This window comes from uncultured Pseudoxanthomonas sp. (assembly GCF_947498795.1).
Classification (GTDB): domain Bacteria; phylum Pseudomonadota; class Gammaproteobacteria; order Xanthomonadales; family Xanthomonadaceae; genus Pseudoxanthomonas_A.
Genome location: NZ_CANMLQ010000001.1, coordinates 1,103,184 through 1,119,978 on the forward strand (window position 1 = coordinate 1,103,184; position 16,795 = coordinate 1,119,978).

Below are 16,795 nucleotides of genomic sequence, written 5' to 3' on the forward strand. Positions count from 1 at the left end.
TAGCGGCGATCACTGCCCGGCACCGTTACTGGAGGTCGGGGAAGTCCTCTTCCGGCAGTGCGATGAAGGCCCAGAACGGCACGTCATCCACCGCCCATGCCTGCGAAGCCTCGTCAAGCACGTCGAGCAGGGTGTCGAAATCCGCCTCGGCGCGGTCGCGCAGTTCATGCGCCTGCTCGAACAGCAGTACATAGCCCGGCGCTTCCAGCCAGGACAGGTCGCGCAGGCTGTCCGACAGCGCGTCCCAGTTGCGGCCCGATGTCTGCGGGAAATCCAGCACCGTCGCGATGCGGAGCAGCAGCGCGGACTTGCCGTCGCAGCCGGACAGGTCGATGCGGCGTGCCAGCAGGCCGGCATCGCGGCCGACGGCGGCCAAGGGGCCGAGGTCGTCCTCCGTCACGAAAAACACACCGGCGCGGGCGGGATCGGTAAGGCCGGGGTCGAAACCGGAGTCGCTCATCGCGCCGCTCCGCTGCCGATCTCGAAACGCCGGAAGCTCTCGTAGTGGTCGTCGCTGTAGTAGTACTCGCGCGGAGGTTGCCCGCCGGCGACGATGCGGCGCTCGCCCCGGTGGTCCAGCCCCGGCGTGTCGACCGTGTACTCGCGGTAATAACCTCGCTCCCGGCGCGGCAGGCGTCCTTCGCGGTTCTGGAACACGCTGCCGTCCTGCCGATGCGGGAAGGGGCCGCCGCGCTGTATCAGCGCGAGCGTCTGCCGTGCTTCCGGCGGCAGGAAGGCGGGCAGCGCGTCCGCGTCGCGAGCGGACGGTGCGGGCGTCGCCGGAGGCGCGACGTCGGGCACGTTGCCGGCCAGATCGCGGGGGCGTGTGTGTTCGACCGGCGGCAGCGCCAGCACGGCGCTGGTGTGCTTCGGATCGGGAGCGGCGTCGCGGGTGGCCGTAGCGGCGGCGGGAGCCTCGTCGCGCTGGGACCACCACCACGCACCCGCGCCGAGTACGAGCAGCGCAAGGAAGGCGAAGAGGGGAAGGCGTTGGCGGTTCTGGCGGCGTGCGCGGGAACGTCGACTCATGCGTGCATCATTCCGTCAGGAAGCGGCCGCAGCCGCGGTAGGTGTTGTCGCCGACCGTCAGGATCACGGAGGCCGGATAGGTGTTGTCGCTCATGCCGTCGTTGCAGCTTTCCTTCTTCGTGACGAGCGACACGGCCCGGCCATCGCCGGTACTGCCGGCGTAACCCTCGGCCGTCCTGCGGGCCTGCGGAACGTCGACCCTCTGTTCGCCATAGTCCAGTTCGGCCTGCAGCCGGGGCATTTCACCGCCGCCGACCTCGACCGACCAGCCAGGCTCGGTGCCCAGCCCGCGAAACACGCTGCCACGCGCCTTCGCGGCATCCCAGGGCGAGCCCTGTTCCGCCGCGAGGCAGGGCACCGCAGGCTCGCCCACAAGCGTCAGGGTAGCGTCCGTACCCTGGCTCCAGAACGTGTTGCCTGCGGCATCGGCATACCGCGTGCCGGATGCGCTCGTGGCATGGGGCAGGGTCAGGACGTCGCCACCGATATCCAGCGCCACCTGGTGCTTCGCGGTGTCGGGGCGGACGCCGATGCGCTGGTCGCCGCATTGCCAATAGGTGGTGCCGATCGGCGGGGTCGGTTCGGCGCCTGCCTGCACCATCCGGAATTCCACGGGTGACGCCGCGCCTGGCGTGACCGGCACGCGCGTGTCGGTGACGAACCAGAGCCTGCCTTCGGCATCGCGCAGGCCGGCATGCAGGCCGTACTGTCCGTTGCGGCGGAGCTGGGAGGCGTCATAGGGCAGGGAGAAGGCGAACGGTGGACCCTGGAGGTCGGTGAAGTCCGCACGCGCGACGATGGCGGCCGGCGTGTCGGCCAGCTGGTTGTCGATCAACTCCACGCTCAGCACCGCGCCCGGCGGGGGCGCTATCCGTTGCAGATACGTCGCACGCCCTTCGATCACGGTCGCTGGCGGCGTCGCGGCTGGGGCGTCATCGGCGGCCGGCGCGGCAGGCGGCGACTGGCACGCTGCCAGCACCAGCAGGCAGGCGGTGGTCAGCAAGGGACGGAACATGGCGTGCTCCCCGCAGGTGATGGCCCGTCAGCTTAGCGATGGCGGACGTAATGGTCCGTCAACGCGGGAAGCGTCGATACGCGGACGTTTCTCCATGCCCGGCGCATGCGCGCGTGCGCCGCCGCGGGCCCCGCGTGGGGTTGACCGTTCGGGCTGGGCTGCGCACGCTGTCTGCACCCGAGCGGAGGCCGTACATGAGCGAACCCGTCACGATCATCGGCAACTACCTGTCGCCGTATGTGCGCAAGGTGCTGGTCTGTCTCGAACTGAAGGGCATCCCGTACCGGATCGATCCCATCGCACCGTTCGTCGGCAACGAGGAGTTCAGTCGCCTGAGTCCGCTCCGGCGCATCCCCGTGCTGCTGGATGGCGGGCTGGTCCTCAACGACTCCACGGTGATCTGCGAATACCTGCAGGACCGCTATCCCGACCCGTCGCTGTATCCGTCAGGCGCCGTGCCGCGGGCCCAGGCGCGTTGGCTCGAGGAATATGCGGACTCCCAGCTGGGCGACGTCATCGTCTGGCGCATGTTCTTCCAGAAAGGCGTGCGGCGCTTTCTCTTCAATGAGGGTACCGACGACGATGTCGTCCGCAAGGCCCGCGACGAAGAACTGCCCGTTGCGTTGGACTATCTGGAGTCGCAGCTGCCGGAGCGGGGCTGGATCTTCGGTGAGCTTTCGATCGCCGACATCACGCTTGCCGCCTTCTTCCGCAACGCCGTCTTCGTGCGTCATGACGTCGATGCGTCGCGGTGGCCGCGCGTGGCCGGATTGCTGGAACGCGCCTGGGCGCTGCCCGCGTTCCAGACGCTGGCGACGTACGAGAACGGCATGCTGCGTACCCCGCTGGACCAGCAGCGCAGCGTACTCGCAGCGATGGGCGCACCGCTCACCGAAACGACTCTCGGCAATGCGCCGGCACGCTACGGGATGCGGCGGCTGGGCTGAGTGCGCGCCTCGCCATGCCGACGGGCTGGCGCGGATCGCGACCGCATGGCGAAGGCTCGGTGAACGTCCGTGGCCGCGCTGGCTGCAGGGTCCCGACATGCGCCGCGGCTGAAGGAGCGTCAGAGCCTAAGGCACCGTGTCGATGCGCAACACCGGATACAGCTGGTAGCGCTCGTCCCATGACGGATGCCTGCGGTAGAAAAACTCCAGCCGCGCGGCGGGATCGGCCGCGAAGGCCTTGTCTTCGCGCAGCCTGCGCTCGAACTCGGCCTTGATCGCGGAGTCGCGCAGCATCTCGCGCGCGACGCTTTCGGCCACATAGTCCTCCATGTACTCCTTGCGCTCGAAGGCATTGTTGAAGCGCCCCCATGCCAGCAGCGAATCCGGCGCTCTAGGCTCCAGCAACGCCATCACCAGGCGCGCCTTGGGTTGCGCGATCGGCACAAACAACGCACCGGTGGGGGTGGTGCGTTGTTCACGCGCCCAGTCGCCCTCGACGGTCAGGCGTTGGTGCGTTTCGACGGACGTACCGCCGAAGCTGCTCTTCGTCGCGCGGAACACCTGCGCGTCGCCCTGCCACGGCTTGCCGAGCAGGAGGTAGTCAACCCCATGCGTCTTCAGAACGGGCGCGACCCAGGCGGCTTCCGCGGCGGGGACCAGATAGCCGCCACGCGGCGCCTCCACGACGACGCCGGGACGGATGTCGTCCTTCAGCGGCACCTTCCAGACCTGCGGTGTTTTTTCGTCATAGCGCGTCATCAACGCGCCCGAGACGTCGGACTTCGTCCGGGTGTAGGCATAGCCACGGAAGTCGACCGTGCGGGACGTCGGTGCCGCGGCCCAGGTCAGCGGCTCGGCGGTGCCGGCCAGCTGCGCGGCGGACGCATCCGCCTGCTTCGCGGCGGCGTACCACGCAGCGCCATCACGGGCGACGTGCTCCAGCACCGAGACGACGGTATTGCGGGTGATCCGCACGCGTACCGGGTACTCCTTCCACGAGTGCGTTTCCACCAGCATGCCGATGCGGTTGCGCAGCAGGAAATAGCCATGGGAGAAGCGCGGCGGCGGCACGCTGTCCTCGAAGCCGGAGGTGGGATCGTCCTGCACCACGAACGAAGGGTAGTAGGGCAGCGGCAGCGACCCCTGCTTCGCCAGATCGTCGATCACGCCGCTGCGCAATGCGAGGCCGGCTTTGCGCAATCCGGCATCGCCGGCATGCACGGGTTCGACCTGGATGGAGATGTCGTGTTCGAACCGGGCACCGTTGGTCGCGTGCAGGTCCACGGCAACGATGGGGTCCCAACGCTGCACCAGCTGCAGCATGGCCTGCATCTCCGGCGTGTCGGCCTTCACGTAGTCGCGGTTGAGGTTGTAGTTCTGCGCGGTGGTCCGCCAGCCCATTTCCTTCGGGCCGCGCTGGTTGGGGCGGTTCCAGGCGCCGAAACGCTCGTGGCCATCGACGTTGAACACCGGCACGAATACCCAGACCAGTTTGTCGAGGGCGCCTGCGGCGGCCTTGCCTTCCAGTACCTCGCGTAGCGCGAGGAAGCCCGCATCCTTGCCATCGATCTCGCCGGCGTGGATGCCGCCTTGCACGAGCACGACGGGCAACTGGCGGCGCTGCGCCTGTTCCGGCGTGAGCGCACCGCTGGTGGATGCGACCAGCGCCTTCATCGGCCGACCCTCCGGCGTGGTGCCGAACGTGGTGCAGCGCACGGCTTTCGGATACTGCCGCGCGAAGGCATCGCAGAGTGCGACCACTTCATCGTACCGCCCGGTGTCGACGAATCCCGATCGCTCCGACACCGTGGTAAGGGCAGGCTGGGCCTGCGCGAGCGGCGCGAGGGCCAGCAACAGCGTGGTGCAGAGCGGTCGCAGCATGGTCATATCCTGAACAGGGCAGGGCGCATGATGCCCGGCAATCGCGGTCAGTCCCAGCCCCTGTCGGACGGGCGAACGCAGGTCTGGCGGTTCGACCCGCCGCAGCCCGATACGGTAACCTTCCGGGATTCTTTCACCGGAAGATCGGATGAGCACGACCGCAGAAGCCAGCCCGGGCCGCATGCCCCGCCAGATTCCCTACATCATCGGCAACGAGGCGTGCGAACGGTTCAGCTTCTACGGGATGCGCAACATCCTGGTGCCGTTCCTGATCAGTTCGGTGCTGCTGGCGTACCTGCCCGACCAGGCGGCGCGCGAGGGTGCGGCGAAGGATCTTTTCCACAGTTTCGTCATCGGTGTCTATTTCTTCCCGCTGCTGGGCGGTTGGCTGTCGGACCGCTACTTCGGCAAATACAACACCGTCCTGTGGTTTTCGCTGATCTACTGCGCGGGCCATGCGTGCCTGGCACTGTTCGAGAGCAACGCCACCGGTTTCTATACCGGCTTGTTCCTGATTGCGCTGGGGTCTGGCGGCATCAAGCCGCTGGTGGTGACGTTCTGCGGCGACCAGTTCGACCAGACCAACAAGAGCAAGGCGAAGGTCGTCTTCGATGCGTTCTACTGGATCATCAACTTCGGTTCGTTCTTCGCCTCGCTGCTGATGCCGCTGGTGCTGCGCAACTGGGGAGCGGCGTGGGCGTTCGGTATCCCGGGCATCCTGATGTTCATCGCCACGCTGATCTTCTGGGCGGGGCGCAAGAAGTACGTCAATGTGCCGCCGTCGCGCGGAACCGACCCGGACTCTTTTCTTAACATCGTGCGTAGCGCGCTGTTGGGCAACGAGCGTGGCCTGGGCACCGCGATCGCCGCCGTTGGCGTGATCGGCGCCGCGGCGATGCTGGTGCTGTGGGCGTTGAAGTTCGCAGGGGTTGGCCTCTGGCCCGACGCCTGGGGTTTCGTGATTACCGCTTGCCTCGCGCTCGGCGCGATCATTGCCGGCGTCGGTTTCGGCGCATCGTTGCAGCTCGAACGGGCGCGTGGCCTGCACCCGGATGCCGCCATCGAAGGCGTTCGTTCGGTGCTCCGCATCCTGATCGTATTCGCCCTGGTCACGCCCTTCTGGTCGCTGTTCGACCAGAAGGCGTCGACCTGGGTCATCCAGGGCCGGGCGATGTTCGTGCCGGGCGACGCATGGTGGTGGCCCAGCTTCCTGATCCAGCCGCCCACCGCGTTGATGGGCACCGAGGAATATACGAAGCAGATATCCGCGGCCGCTGCGCAGATGCAGTCGCTCAACCCGCTGATGGTCATGCTGCTGATCCCGTTCAACAACCTGGTGCTGTACCCCGCACTGCGGAAGATGGGCTTCAACGTCACCGCGCTGCGCCGCATGGGGTGGGGCATCGCGATCTCCGCGTTGTCCTGGATCGTGGCAGGCCTGCTGCAGCTGCAGATGGATGACGGTGAAAAGGTCTCGCTCGCATGGCAGACGCTGCCCTACCTGCTGCTGACCTTCGGCGAAGTGCTGGTGTCGGCGACGGCGCTGGAGTTCGCCTACAGCCAGGCCCCGATGGCGATGAAGGGCGTGATCATGGCGTTCTGGTACCTCACCAGCACCTTCGGCGGCTTGTGGGTGCTGCTGACGAATGCCAGCGTGCGCGACCCGGCCGTGATCGGCTGGATCCAAGGGCAGGGCTGGACCGAGAACGCGTTCCTGATGTTCTTCTTCGCGGGGTTCGCGTTGGTCGCGGCGCTGGCGTTCGCGCTGTACGCACGTACCTATCCGATGCAGGACAACTACCGCACCGCGGCCTGAGGAACCATCATGACCGCCCCCATCACCCTGCTGCTGATCGCGGCGACCTGCGTGGTGAGCCTCATCGCGCTGCGCACGCCATCGCTGTTGATGCGACTGATCCTGTGGCCGCCGGCCATCGATCGCCACCGCCAGTACGACCGGCTGGTGACGTATGGCTTCATCCACGCCGACATCTGGCACCTGTTCTTCAACATGTTCACGCTGTTCTTCTTCGGGCGCCAGATCGAAGGTTGGATGGCCGAGCAGAAGGGGCCGTGGGTTTTCCCGCTGTTCTACTTCTCGGCACTGGTGGTGTCGATCCTGCCGACCTACCTGAAGCACCAGAAGGACCCGAATTACCGCAGCCTGGGCGCGTCCGGTGCGGTGTCGGCGGTGCTGTTCGCCTTCATCCTGCTGGCCCCCTGGGCTACGATCGGGGTGTTCTTCATTCCCATGCCGGCCATCGTGTTCGCCGTGCTGTACATCGCCTACAGCATCTGGATGGACAAGCGCGGCGGCGACAACATCAACCATGGTGCCCACCTGGCGGGTGCCGCCTACGGGGTGCTTTTCCTGGTGGTGATGGATGCGGAGGTGGTGCAACACTTCCTGCAGGAGCTCTCGCGCCCGAGCTTCGGTTAAGCCGACTTTGCGGCTTTGCTCACCTGCATTGAAGGTGGGCCATGCTATCCCGGGGTCGTGTCCCACCCGTGGAGCCGCACATGGCGACCCGCAAAGCTGTAGCGAAAAAGGCAGTCAAGAAAGTCGCAGGCAAGGCAGCGTCCAATAAGCGTGCAAGCAAACCCGTAAAGAAGGTCCCGGCCAAGACCTCGGCCAGGACGGTGACGGCCAAGAAGACCGCGCCCGGGAAGGCTGCGACCAAGAAGGCCGCGACCAAGAAGGCCGCGAAGCAGGCGCCGACATCTCCGGCAACGAAGAAGGCGGCACCCAACGTAGCGAAGAAGACCACAGGCAGTGCCGCCCCGAGGAAAGCGGTCGAGCAGCCAGCGAGGAAGGCGGTTTCGAAGGCGGTGAAAAAGGTCGCCGCAACAACGGTAGCGAGGCGGACGCCGAGCGTACGCAAGGGGGCGACAAAGAAGGCGACCGCGCGCAAACGTGCGCCCCGGAAGATTACCCCGGCGCAGGCGCTGGCCAACGCCCGGTCGTTGCTCGAGCAGAAGCAGGCGCATGATCGGCAGCCCGCGTCATGGCAGCAATTGGACCAGGATGGGCAGGGTGCCACGGCGGCAGCGGGCTTCGTATCGAACGAGGCAGCGGACAAGGCGATGGAACTGCATGCTGCGGAAAGCCGGCTCAAAGCGATCCAGGGTAGCGCAGGCACGCAGGATCGTCGCAACCAGGGCAAACGGGATCATCGCGGCGAATAGTGAACCGCGGCGGGATCGATGGGAGGGTTTCGTTCTGCCTGCTTCGACGAAGCAGGTGGGACGGGACTCCGACGCGGCAGTCACACCCGAAGGCGGACCCCTGCGCCGCGCCGGAGCACCCGATGAAGAGGTGCGGCGACTCAGTCCACCAGGGAATGCACTGCGTGTACGCCCGCCTTCTCGCTGCCGGAGTAGGCCGACATCAGGCGCTCGTACACGGCGTTGTTGAGGCGTTCGAATTCCCAGGCGTCGGTATGGCCGGTCACCGTGAGCTGGAACAGACCTTCCAGCAGCGTGAAATCGTTGGCGTTGGAGACGTCGGGCAGTGTGTCGATCATGCTCATGGCGGAACTCCGAGAGGCAGGTCTATGGTCCGTACCTAGCAGCAATCGTGCCAATGTCGAAACTGCGAAGTCGATCACGCTCACTGGTGCTCCTCATGCCTTTCACAAGCATGAATGTGACGCGCTGCGTCCAGTTCTGCCACGGCGCCGGCTGGGCAGTGGGTCACAATGCCATTGAGCCACTCACCACGGAGACGCCATGACCGACGACCTGCCTGCCTTCGACCTGCATCACGATGCGGCCTCCCGCCGCTTTTCCACCCGCCTGGAGGGTCACGAAGCCGAGCTCGTCTATTCCCTGCGGGACGGGCGCATGATCATCGAGCACACGGGTGTGCCGGAGGCGATCGGCGGACGGGGGATCGCGGCCGCGCTGGTCAAGGCGGCGCTGCACCATGCCCGCACACAGGGATGGCGCGTGGTGCCTGCGTGTTCCTATTCCGCCGCGTACGTCCAGCGTCATCCCCAGTACGCTGATCTGGTGGATGCCTGAGCGTGATGGAGGCTGCGCGGGCGCCGCCTTAGAATGATCGCCATCACACTCGGAAGGAGCCCGAACGTGTCACTCGCCCCCCCGTCACGCCACCTCTCCCGCCACGCGAGCCTGGTTCTGGTCGCCGCACTCGCACTGGCGGCCTGCCAGCGCGAGACGCCGCCGGCACCCGACGCGGCCGGCGAACCGCCGCCTCCCGTTGCCACGCCGGCGGCCACTGCCGGAGCGCCGGTCGAACTGAAGGATGTCATCGAAAGCAACGACCGCTATGTCATCGGCATCAGCTATCCCGCGGCCGTCAATCGCCATCCCGGGCTGGCGAAGGCGCTGTCGGACTACACGGCCGCCGAGCGCGCCGAACTGATGCAGGCCGTCGACGCCTTCGGCAACGACAAGCCGTCGGCACCCTACGAGCTTTCCCTGGCATTCGAGCAGGTAGTGGATACCCCGCAGATCGTCGCGGTGGCGGCGGATGGCAGCCGCTACACGGGCGGCGCACACGGCCAGCCGCTGATCGCGCGCTTCGTCTGGTTGCCGCAGCAGGACGCGCGCCTGACCGCGGCCGCGCTGATCCCGGGCGCCAAGGGCTGGCAGACCGTCAGCGATTACGTCCGCGAACAGCTGCACACCGCCGTGGTGAACCGTGCCGACGAGGACGAACTCGCCCCGGTGGACCGCGCCGCCCTGATCAAGAGCACGTTCCGGATGATCGACGAAGGCACCGAACCCGACGCTGCCAACTTCAGCGAATTCGTGCCGGTGCTGGATGCGGCAGGCCGCATCACGGCCCTTCGCTTCGTCTTCCCCCCCTACCAGGTGGGCCCGTACGCCGACGGTACGCAGACGATGGACGTGCCTGCTGCCTTGCTGCTGCCGCACGTCGCCCCGGCGTACGCGGAGCTCTTCGCGCGCTGACCGACATGCCGCACGCCCGCTTCGAGCGCAGGATCGCAGACCTGTTGGCCGGAGCGGATGTGCGGATCGGGGGCGACCGCCCCTGGGATATCCGGATCCACGACCCCCGCTTCCATGCCCGGGTGCTGGGGCAGGGGTCGCTGGGATTGGGCGAAAGCTACATGGACGGCTGGTGGGACAGCGCCTCGCTCGATGGTCTGCTGTTCCGCCTGCTTGCCGCCGGCGTGGACGAACAGGTGCACGGTGCAGGGGAGCTGTTCGATGCGCTGCGCGCCCGCCTGACCAACCTGCAGTCGCCGCATCGCAGTGGCGAAGTAGGGCGCCGCCATTACGACCTCGGCAACGATCTCTACGCCGCGATGCTGGGCCGCCGCCTGGTGTACAGCTGCGGCTACTGGCGCGACGCCACCGATCTCGACGCAGCGCAGGAAGCGAAGCTGGATCTGGTCTGCCGCAAGCTCCGCCTGCTGCCCGGCATGCGGGTGCTCGACATCGGCTGTGGCTGGGGTGAAGCGCTCAAGTTCGCCGTGCAGCGCTATGGCGTGGAAGGCGTGGGGATCACGGTCTCCAGGGAGCAGGCGGCGTATGCCCGGCAGCTGTGCGCCGGATTGCCGGTCGAGATCCGCCTGCAGGACTATCGGGCGCTGCGGGAGCCCTTCGACGCGGCGCTCTCGCTGGGCATGTTCGAACACGTGGGAGTGAAGAACTACGCCAGCTATTTCGACGTCGTTCGCCATTGCCTGCCGCCGGAAGGCCTGTTCCTGCTGCATACCATTGGGGGGAACCGATCGGTGCAACGGACAGATCCCTGGGTCGCGCGGTACATCTTCCCCAATTCCATGCTGCCATCGGCGGCGCAGATCGCCGCGGCGGTGGAAGGACGGTTCGTCATCGAGGACTGGCACAACTTCGGCGCCGACTACGACCGTACGCTGCAGGCGTGGCGGGACAACGTGGAATCGGCCTGGGCATCGCTGGACACGCGTTACGACGCGCGCTTCCGCCGGATGTGGCGGTTCTACCTGGCCGCGTCCATGGCCACGTTCCGCAGCCGCCGCTCGCAGTTGTGGCAGCTGGTGCTTTCGCCACGCGGTGTACCGGGCGGTTACATCGCGCCACGTTGAGCGGACACGCAAACGAAAAGAGCAGGCCGGGGCCTGCTCTTCAGCGTGCAATCGCGACCGGCGTCAGGCGGAGGGCGCGGAAGGCAGTTCGCGCGCGTTGAAGATGCGCTCGATGACCTCGGCCAGTTCGTCTTCCGAGAACGGCTTGGTCAAGTATGCCTTGGCGCCCTGGCGAAGGCCCCACATGCGGTCCGTATCCTGGTCCTTGGTGGTCACCAGGATCACCGGAATGTGCTTGGTGGTGGCCTCGCGGCTCAGCGTGCGCGTGGCCTGGAACCCGTTGAGGTTCGGCATCACCACGTCCATCAGCACCATGTCGGGCAGCTCGCGCTTGGCGACTTCCACGCCCGCGGCGCCGTCCTCGGCGGTGATGGATTCGTGCCCCAGTTTCTCGACGATGCGCTGGATGCCCAGCAGTTGCGACGGTGAATCGTCGACGATCAGAATCTTTGCCATGGATGTCCCCAGTGTTCCCCGACACCGATTTTAGACCTTGTCCGTGACAACACAATGGGCTGGGCGGCCAACGGACAACGTCCGTCGCGCCGCCGATGCCGTTCATCCCATTCGTACCAGCGTGCGTCCGAACGAGCGCCCGTCCAGCATGGTGCGGAACACCTCCGGCAACCCTTCCAGCGTGGTTTCGCGGGTGCAGATGGTCTCGAGGTGCCGCGGCTTCCAGTCGCTGGCGAGGTGCTGCCAGACCTGTTCGCGGATGTCGCGCGCGGTGCCGGCCGATGCCACGCCGAGCAGCGATACACCCCGAATTATGAAGGGCATCACAGTTATGGGCAGGTCGGCACTCGCGGCAAGACCGGCGCTCGCCACGTTGCCATACGGCGTGGTCTGCGCCAGCAGGCTGGCGAGCATGGGGCCACCGACGTTGTCGAGTCCGCCGCCGAAGCGCGCGGATTCCATCGGGCGCGCCGTCGCGAGCGCATCGCGACCCAGTACCTCGGTGGCGCCGATCGACGTCAGGTAGGCCGCGTTCTCGGGCTTGCCACTGATCGCGTGCACCTCGAACCCGGCCCTGCTGAAGATATCGACGGCCAGTGAGCCGACGCCGCCGGTGGCACCGGTGACCGCGAGCGGACCGAGATCGGGCGTCTGGCGGTTTTCCCGCATGCGATACAGCGCCAGTGCGGCGGTGAACCCTGCCGTGCCCAGGATCATGCTTTCGCGCAGGCTCAGGCCGGTGGGCAGGGGAATGACCCACTTGGCATCGAGACGCGCGTAGTCGGCGTAGCCGCCGTCGCGGGTTTCGCTGAGTCCGGACCCGGTCACCAGTACCGCATCGCCCTCCTTGAAGGCGGGATCGTTGGAGGCCACCACGTGGCCGGCCACGTCGATGCCGCCGACCAGGGGGAAGCGACGCAGGATCTTGCCTTCGCCTGTGCCGGCGAGCGCATCCTTGTAGTTGACCGATGAGTAGGCGGTCTTGATGACCACTTCACCGGGATTCAGCGCATCGAGCGTGAGCGACTCGATGCCGCTGCGATAGCCGGGGTCGTCACTGTGGATGCGGAAGGCGTTGAAGGCGGTGGAAGGCAGGGTCATGCGTGTGCTCCGTCATCCCGGCGAAAGCCGGGACCCAGTGACCTGGATTCTGCGGTCATTGCCGGATAAATGCCAAAGCGTCGACATGCGACTTTGGTCCGGCATGCAGGCTCATGCGATTCCACCATACAGGTCAAGCCAGTACGGATTCGTGTCCTCGATGAGTCTCAGTTTCCATTCGCGCTTCCGCTCTTTCAGGGCTTTCTCCCGCGCGATGGCAGACGGCATTGTGTCGTGCGACTCGTACCAGACCAACGTGTGGACGCGGTAGCGGCGAGTAAAGCCGGAGACCTGGTCGTTCTTGTGCTGCCAAACGCGTGACGCCAGATCGGACGTGACGCCGATATAGAGCGTCCCATTGCGTTGGCTCGCCAGGATGTAAACGCAGGGATTGCGCTGTCGCATCGGGCACTCCTTGCCCTGTTTGGTCCCGACGCGATCCTGCGCTCTTGCACGTTTCACTTTCAAGCGAAAGTCGCTGGGTCCCAGCTTTCGCCGGGATGACGGCCTACAAAGCATCCGTCCAGGCCGACAGGCTCGACGCTGGAGCGACAGTGGACTGGCTCTCTGTCTGAGATCTCTCCCGTCATCCCGGCGAAAGCCGGGATCCAGTGACTGATCAGGTCAACCCGGACGGCAGATCAATTCACTTCGAAAAGAGCGCTCCGCTCAACGCAACGACTTGCGCCGTTTCTCGTCCATCCACTTGTCCGCCTGCGCCGGCGAATAGGCGCGCATCCAGGCGACCATCGCATCGAGGTCGTCGCCGTGCCAGAGGTCGTTGCGCTGTTCCGGGTGCAGGAAGCGCTCTTCGACCATGCGGTCGATCATGCCCATCAGCGGTGTGTAGAAGCCTTCGACATCGAGGAAGGCGCAGGGCTTGTCGCCGATGCCGAGCTGGCGCCAGGTCAGCATTTCGAACATCTCGTCCAGCGTGCCGAAACCGCCGGGCAGGGCGACGAAGGCGTCGGACAGGTCGAACATGCGCTTCTTGCGCTCGTGCATGTTGGCCACCACCTCCAGACGGGTCAGGCCCTTGTGCGCCACTTCCCAGTTAACCAGCTGCTCGGGGATCACGCCGGTGACCTCGCCGCCAGCGGCGAGCACCGCGTCGGCCACGATGCCCATCAGTCCGACGTTGCCGCCGCCGTAGACCAGCTGCAGTCCCTCCTTGGCGATGCGGTCGCCCAGCGCGATGGCGCGCTCAGTGTAGGCCGGCTTGTTGCCGGCGTTGGAGCCGCAGTAGACGCAGATGCTCTTCATGTCGGGTGTCCTGTGTTGCCTGTTGTCTGAAACGCAAAACGCCAGGCTTCGCCTGGCGCATGCGGATCACGGCGACGGCCTCGCCGCCGTGCGGGCCTCAATTGGCCTTGTGGATCGCGCGCTTGTGCACGGCCATCGCGGCATCGTGCACCGCTTCCGACAGCGACGGGTGCGCATGGCAGATGCGGGCCAGATCGTCCGCGGAGCCCTTGAACTCCATGGTGAGCACGCCTTCGTGCACCAGCTCGGACACGTTGGCGCCGACCAGGTGCATGCCCAGCACGCGATCGGTTTCCGCGTCCGCGATGACCTTCACGAAGCCGCTCGGCTCCGCCATCGCCACGGCGCGGCCCACGGCGGCAAACGGGAAGGAGCCGGCCTTGTACGCCACGCCCTCGGCCTTGAGCTGCTGTTCGGTCTTGCCCACCCAGGCGATCTCGGGAGATGTGTAGATGACCCACGGAATGGTGTCGAAGTTGACATGCCCGGGCAGGCCCGCGATCAGCTCGGCGACCGCGATGCCTTCCTCGAAGCCCTTGTGCGCCAGCATCGGTCCGCGCACGCAATCGCCGATCGCCCACACGCCGTCGACGCCGGTGTGGCAGTGGGCGTCCACTTCCACCTGGCCGCGTTCGTTGAGCTTGACGCCGGTGCCCTCGGCCAGCAGGCCCTTGCTCGCGGCGCGGCGGCCCACCGCGACAAGTAGCTTGTCCACGGTCAGCGTCTTCTCGCCTTCGGCGTCGCTGTAGGTGACCACGACTTCCTTCTTCTTGCCCTTGCCCGTGACTTCGGTCTTCGACACCTTGGCGCCAAGACGGATATCGAGGCCCTGCTTCTTGAACTCGCGCGCGGCGACTTTCGACACTTCACTGTCGGCGACGGCAAGGAAATCGGGCAGGGCTTCGAGGATGGTGACCTCGGCGCCGAGACGCTTCCACACGCTGCCCAGTTCCAAGCCGATCACGCCGGCGCCGATCACGGCCAGGCGCTTCGGCACTTCGGTGAAGTCCAGCGCGCCGACGTTGTCGACGATGGTCTCGCCATCGAACTTGGCGAACGGCAGTTCGATCGAATCCGAACCGGCGGCGATGATGACGTTGGTGCCCTTGAGCTCCACGTCGCTGCCGTCGTGCTGCTTCACCTTGACGACGTTGCCCGGCTGCAGCTGGCCGAAGCCGTAGTAGGCCGTCACCTTGTTGGCCTTGAACAACTGCGCGATGCCGCCGGTGAACTGCTTCACGATCGCGTCCTTGCGGCCGACCATGGTGCCGACGTCGATCTTCGCGTCCTTGACGCTGATCCCGTGCTGCTCGAACTGGTGGGTCAGGTTGTGGTACTGGTGCGAGGAATCCAGCAGCGCCTTGGAGGGGATGCAGCCCACGCGCAGGCAGGTACCGCCGAGGGCGGGCTTGCCGTCCTTGCCCAGCGCGGCGTCGATGCACGCGACCTTCATGCCCAGCTGTGCGGCGCGGATGGCGGCGTGGTAGCCGGCGGGACCGGCACCGATGACGACGACGTCGAATTGTTCAGCCATTTGGAAGTCCTTTGCTTTCCCTTCTCCCGCCGGGAGAAGGTGGCGCGAAGCGCCGGATGAGGGTGTGCCGCAGTCGCTTATCCGTAAGCCGCAGTGATGAACGAGCCACAGCGAGTGGAGGAAATGAACAGCCGTTAGTTCGTCTCTACAACTCGCTGCGGCTCGTTCATCTTCACGGGCGCCAAGCTGCTGATGGGGCGCCCCCAACCCCTCTCCCGATGGGAGAGGGGCTAGGTGCATCACATGCCGAGAAGCATGCGGTGCGGGTTTTCCAGCTGGTTCTTGATGTCGACCAGGAACAGCACCGCGTCCTTGCCGTCGATGATGCGGTGGTCGTAGGACAGCGCGATGTACATCATCGGCGCGGCAATGACCTGGCCGTTCTCGACGATGGCGCGGTCCTTGATGGCGTGCATGCCCAGGATGGCGCTCTGCGGCGGATTGACGATCGGCGTGGACATCAACGAACCGAAGGTGCCGCCGTTGGTGATCGTGAAGGTGCCGCCCTGCAGGTCTTCCAGGCCCAGCTTGCCGTCGCGCGCCTTCTTGGCGTAATCGGCGATGCCCTTCTCGATGTCGCCGAAGCCCATGCGCTCGACATTGCGCAGCACCGGCGTGACCAGGCCCTTCTCGGTCGAGACGGCGATCGAGATGTCGGCATAGCCGTGGTAGATGATGTCGTTGCCATCGACCGACGCATTGACGATCGGGTGGCGCTGCAGCGCGTTCGCGGCGGCCTTGGCGAAGAAGCTCATGAAGCCGAGCTTGATGCCGTTGGCCTTCACGAAATCGTCCTGCAGCTCCTTGCGCATCTCCATGACCTTGCCGAGGTTGACTTCGTTGAACGAGGTCAGCATGGCGATGGAGTTCTTCGACTGCATCAGGCGCTCGGCGATGCGGGTGCGGATGCGGGTCATCGGCACGCGCTCTTCGGGACGCGCACCACCGGACACGCCCGCGGTCTTGCCGCTGGCGTAGTTGACCAGGTCTTCCTTGGTCACGGCGCCGCGGCGACCGGTGCCTTCCACGGCGGCCGGATCGATGCCCTGGGTGATGGCGGTGAAGCGCGCACCCGGCGGCAGCGCGTCGGCGCCGGCCGGGGCAGGCTTGGTGCTGGACGGTGCAGCGGCGTCGGCCTTGGCGGCTTCGGCCTTCGGCTGTACTTCCTGGGCGCCAGCGGCCGGCTTCTTCTCTTCGGCGGCGGCGGGAGCGGGCGCGGGCGCAGCGGAGGCCGCACCTTCCTCGATGATCGCCAGCAGCTGCTGGCTGGTCACCGTGTCGCCTTCCTTGAACTTGATTTCCTTCAGCACGCCGTCGACGGGCGAGGGGACTTCCAGCACGACCTTGTCGGTCTCCAGATCCATCAGGTTCTCGTCGCGCTTGACCGCGTCGCCGGCCTTCTTGTGCCATGCGGCGATGGTGGCATCGGAGACGGACTCGGGCAGAACCGGAACTTTGACTTCAGTGGCCATGGGATGGGACGTCCTGGTGATGGTGTTCGATGAAG

General features: G+C 66.2%; 17 protein-coding genes and 1 pseudogene. 7 read left to right on the forward strand and 11 right to left on the reverse strand.

Annotated elements, in window-relative coordinates:
- Positions 1 to 25: 25 nt before the first annotated feature.
- From Q0907_RS05395 to Q0907_RS05405, 3 genes are read right to left on the reverse strand one after another with little or no spacing between them, the layout of a single operon-like run.
- Positions 26 to 460 carry a barstar family protein gene (locus Q0907_RS05395; RefSeq protein ID WP_299342332.1) on the reverse strand — a complete coding sequence of 145 codons (435 nt, stop codon included), beginning with the start codon at positions 458 to 460 and terminating at the stop codon, positions 26 to 28.
- The gene (locus Q0907_RS05400; RefSeq protein ID WP_299342334.1) at positions 457 to 1,029 is read right to left on the reverse strand and encodes a ribonuclease domain-containing protein; all 573 of its coding nucleotides are present in this window, start codon (positions 1,027 to 1,029) and stop codon (positions 457 to 459) included. Before Q0907_RS05400 ends, Q0907_RS05395 begins: the two co-directional genes overlap by 4 nt.
- Before the next feature lie 7 nt (positions 1,030 to 1,036).
- Positions 1,037 to 2,044, reverse strand: a complete 1,008-nt coding sequence (locus tag Q0907_RS05405; RefSeq protein WP_299342337.1) for a YbaY family lipoprotein — start codon at positions 2,042 to 2,044, stop codon at positions 1,037 to 1,039.
- A 194-nt stretch (positions 2,045 to 2,238) separates the two neighbouring features.
- Between Q0907_RS05405 and Q0907_RS05410 the strand changes: the two genes are divergently transcribed.
- Positions 2,239 to 2,991 carry a glutathione S-transferase family protein gene (locus tag Q0907_RS05410; protein WP_299342339.1) on the forward strand — a complete coding sequence of 251 codons (753 nt, stop codon included), beginning with the start codon at positions 2,239 to 2,241 and terminating at the stop codon, positions 2,989 to 2,991.
- 126 nt (positions 2,992 to 3,117) lie between these two features.
- Here the strand turns inward: Q0907_RS05410 and Q0907_RS05415 are convergent.
- Positions 3,118 to 4,806: pseudogene (locus tag Q0907_RS05415) on the reverse strand (M14 family metallopeptidase); the annotation flags it as partial.
- 214 nt (positions 4,807 to 5,020) lie between these two features.
- On the opposite strand from Q0907_RS05415, the gene Q0907_RS05420 reads away from it, so the two are divergent.
- The 3 genes from Q0907_RS05420 to Q0907_RS05430 all read left to right on the forward strand — a co-directional run bounded on the left by Q0907_RS05420 (position 5,021) and on the right by Q0907_RS05430 (position 8,058).
- Complete coding sequence (locus Q0907_RS05420; protein WP_299342343.1) at positions 5,021 to 6,688, forward strand: MFS transporter; 1,668 nt, start codon at positions 5,021 to 5,023, stop codon at positions 6,686 to 6,688.
- 9 nt (positions 6,689 to 6,697) lie between these two features.
- Positions 6,698 to 7,312 carry a rhomboid family intramembrane serine protease gene (locus Q0907_RS05425; RefSeq protein ID WP_296278233.1) on the forward strand — a complete coding sequence of 205 codons (615 nt, stop codon included), beginning with the start codon at positions 6,698 to 6,700 and terminating at the stop codon, positions 7,310 to 7,312.
- 80 nt (positions 7,313 to 7,392) lie between these two features.
- Complete coding sequence (locus tag Q0907_RS05430; RefSeq protein ID WP_299342347.1) at positions 7,393 to 8,058, forward strand: hypothetical protein; 666 nt, start codon at positions 7,393 to 7,395, stop codon at positions 8,056 to 8,058.
- A gap of 140 nt (positions 8,059 to 8,198) precedes the next feature.
- Here Q0907_RS05430 and Q0907_RS05435 read toward each other — a convergent pair whose 3' ends face one another.
- Positions 8,199 to 8,396, reverse strand: a complete 198-nt coding sequence (locus tag Q0907_RS05435) for a hypothetical protein (protein ID WP_299342646.1) — start codon at positions 8,394 to 8,396, stop codon at positions 8,199 to 8,201.
- Between the two features lie 205 nt (positions 8,397 to 8,601).
- On the opposite strand from Q0907_RS05435, the gene Q0907_RS05440 reads away from it, so the two are divergent.
- The 3 genes from Q0907_RS05440 (at position 8,602) to cfa (ending at position 10,934) form a co-directional block, all read left to right on the forward strand.
- Positions 8,602 to 8,895, forward strand: coding sequence for a GNAT family N-acetyltransferase (locus tag Q0907_RS05440; protein ID WP_299342350.1), 294 nt, complete (start codon positions 8,602 to 8,604; stop codon positions 8,893 to 8,895).
- Between the two features lie 66 nt (positions 8,896 to 8,961).
- Entirely contained in the window at positions 8,962 to 9,810 is an 849-nt protein-coding gene (locus Q0907_RS05445) for a DUF3298 and DUF4163 domain-containing protein (protein ID WP_299342352.1), read from the forward strand.
- Positions 9,811 to 9,815: 5 nt separating this feature from the next.
- The gene (cfa, locus tag Q0907_RS05450; protein ID WP_299342355.1) at positions 9,816 to 10,934 is read left to right on the forward strand and encodes a cyclopropane fatty acyl phospholipid synthase; all 1,119 of its coding nucleotides are present in this window, start codon (positions 9,816 to 9,818) and stop codon (positions 10,932 to 10,934) included.
- A gap of 63 nt (positions 10,935 to 10,997) precedes the next feature.
- Here cfa and pilH read toward each other — a convergent pair whose 3' ends face one another.
- The 6 genes from pilH to sucB all read right to left on the reverse strand — a co-directional run bounded on the left by pilH (position 10,998) and on the right by sucB (position 16,760).
- Entirely contained in the window at positions 10,998 to 11,390 is a 393-nt protein-coding gene (gene pilH / locus Q0907_RS05455) for a twitching motility response regulator PilH (RefSeq protein WP_055942820.1), read from the reverse strand.
- A gap of 102 nt (positions 11,391 to 11,492) precedes the next feature.
- Positions 11,493 to 12,491, reverse strand: a complete 999-nt coding sequence (locus Q0907_RS05460) for a YhdH/YhfP family quinone oxidoreductase (protein WP_299342358.1) — start codon at positions 12,489 to 12,491, stop codon at positions 11,493 to 11,495.
- Between the two features lie 111 nt (positions 12,492 to 12,602).
- Positions 12,603 to 12,896 (reverse strand): GIY-YIG nuclease family protein, encoded by a 294-nt coding sequence (locus Q0907_RS05465; RefSeq protein WP_299342361.1) that lies wholly within the window; start codon positions 12,894 to 12,896, stop codon positions 12,603 to 12,605.
- A gap of 264 nt (positions 12,897 to 13,160) precedes the next feature.
- On the reverse strand, positions 13,161 to 13,754 hold the full coding sequence (locus Q0907_RS05470; protein WP_299342363.1) for a TIGR00730 family Rossman fold protein: 594 nt from the start codon (positions 13,752 to 13,754) through the stop codon (positions 13,161 to 13,163).
- Between the two features lie 97 nt (positions 13,755 to 13,851).
- Positions 13,852 to 15,288, reverse strand: coding sequence for a dihydrolipoyl dehydrogenase (gene lpdA / locus Q0907_RS05475; RefSeq protein ID WP_299342366.1), 1,437 nt, complete (start codon positions 15,286 to 15,288; stop codon positions 13,852 to 13,854).
- Positions 15,289 to 15,527: 239 nt separating this feature from the next.
- Positions 15,528 to 16,760, reverse strand: coding sequence for a dihydrolipoyllysine-residue succinyltransferase (gene sucB, locus Q0907_RS05480; RefSeq protein ID WP_299342369.1), 1,233 nt, complete (start codon positions 16,758 to 16,760; stop codon positions 15,528 to 15,530).
- Positions 16,761 to 16,795 lie beyond the last annotated feature (35 nt).

Bases quoted from the DNA above. Each gene is read 5' to 3' on its own strand.
- Q0907_RS05395 (WP_299342332.1), bottom strand. From the start codon at position 460: ATGAGCGACTCCGGTTTCGACCCCGGCCTTACCGATCCCGCCCGCGCC.
- Q0907_RS05400 (WP_299342334.1), bottom strand. From the start codon at position 1,029: ATGAGTCGACGTTCCCGCGCACGCCGCCAGAACCGCCAACGCCTTCCC.
- Q0907_RS05405 (WP_299342337.1), bottom strand. From the start codon at position 2,044: ATGTTCCGTCCCTTGCTGACCACCGCCTGCCTGCTGGTGCTGGCAGCG.
- Q0907_RS05410 (WP_299342339.1), top strand. From the start codon at position 2,239: ATGAGCGAACCCGTCACGATCATCGGCAACTACCTGTCGCCGTATGTG.
- Q0907_RS05420 (WP_299342343.1), top strand. From the start codon at position 5,021: ATGAGCACGACCGCAGAAGCCAGCCCGGGCCGCATGCCCCGCCAGATT.
- Q0907_RS05425 (WP_296278233.1), top strand. From the start codon at position 6,698: ATGACCGCCCCCATCACCCTGCTGCTGATCGCGGCGACCTGCGTGGTG.
- Q0907_RS05430 (WP_299342347.1), top strand. From the start codon at position 7,393: ATGGCGACCCGCAAAGCTGTAGCGAAAAAGGCAGTCAAGAAAGTCGCA.
- Q0907_RS05435 (WP_299342646.1), bottom strand. From the start codon at position 8,396: ATGATCGACACACTGCCCGACGTCTCCAACGCCAACGATTTCACGCTG.
- Q0907_RS05440 (WP_299342350.1), top strand. From the start codon at position 8,602: ATGACCGACGACCTGCCTGCCTTCGACCTGCATCACGATGCGGCCTCC.
- cfa (WP_299342355.1), top strand. From the start codon at position 9,816: ATGCCGCACGCCCGCTTCGAGCGCAGGATCGCAGACCTGTTGGCCGGA.
- pilH (WP_055942820.1), bottom strand. From the start codon at position 11,390: ATGGCAAAGATTCTGATCGTCGACGATTCACCGTCGCAACTGCTGGGC.
- Q0907_RS05460 (WP_299342358.1), bottom strand. From the start codon at position 12,491: ATGACCCTGCCTTCCACCGCCTTCAACGCCTTCCGCATCCACAGTGAC.
- Q0907_RS05465 (WP_299342361.1), bottom strand. From the start codon at position 12,896: ATGCGACAGCGCAATCCCTGCGTTTACATCCTGGCGAGCCAACGCAAT.
- Q0907_RS05470 (WP_299342363.1), bottom strand. From the start codon at position 13,754: ATGAAGAGCATCTGCGTCTACTGCGGCTCCAACGCCGGCAACAAGCCG.
- lpdA (WP_299342366.1), bottom strand. From the start codon at position 15,288: ATGGCTGAACAATTCGACGTCGTCGTCATCGGTGCCGGTCCCGCCGGC.
- sucB (WP_299342369.1), bottom strand. From the start codon at position 16,760: ATGGCCACTGAAGTCAAAGTTCCGGTTCTGCCCGAGTCCGTCTCCGAT.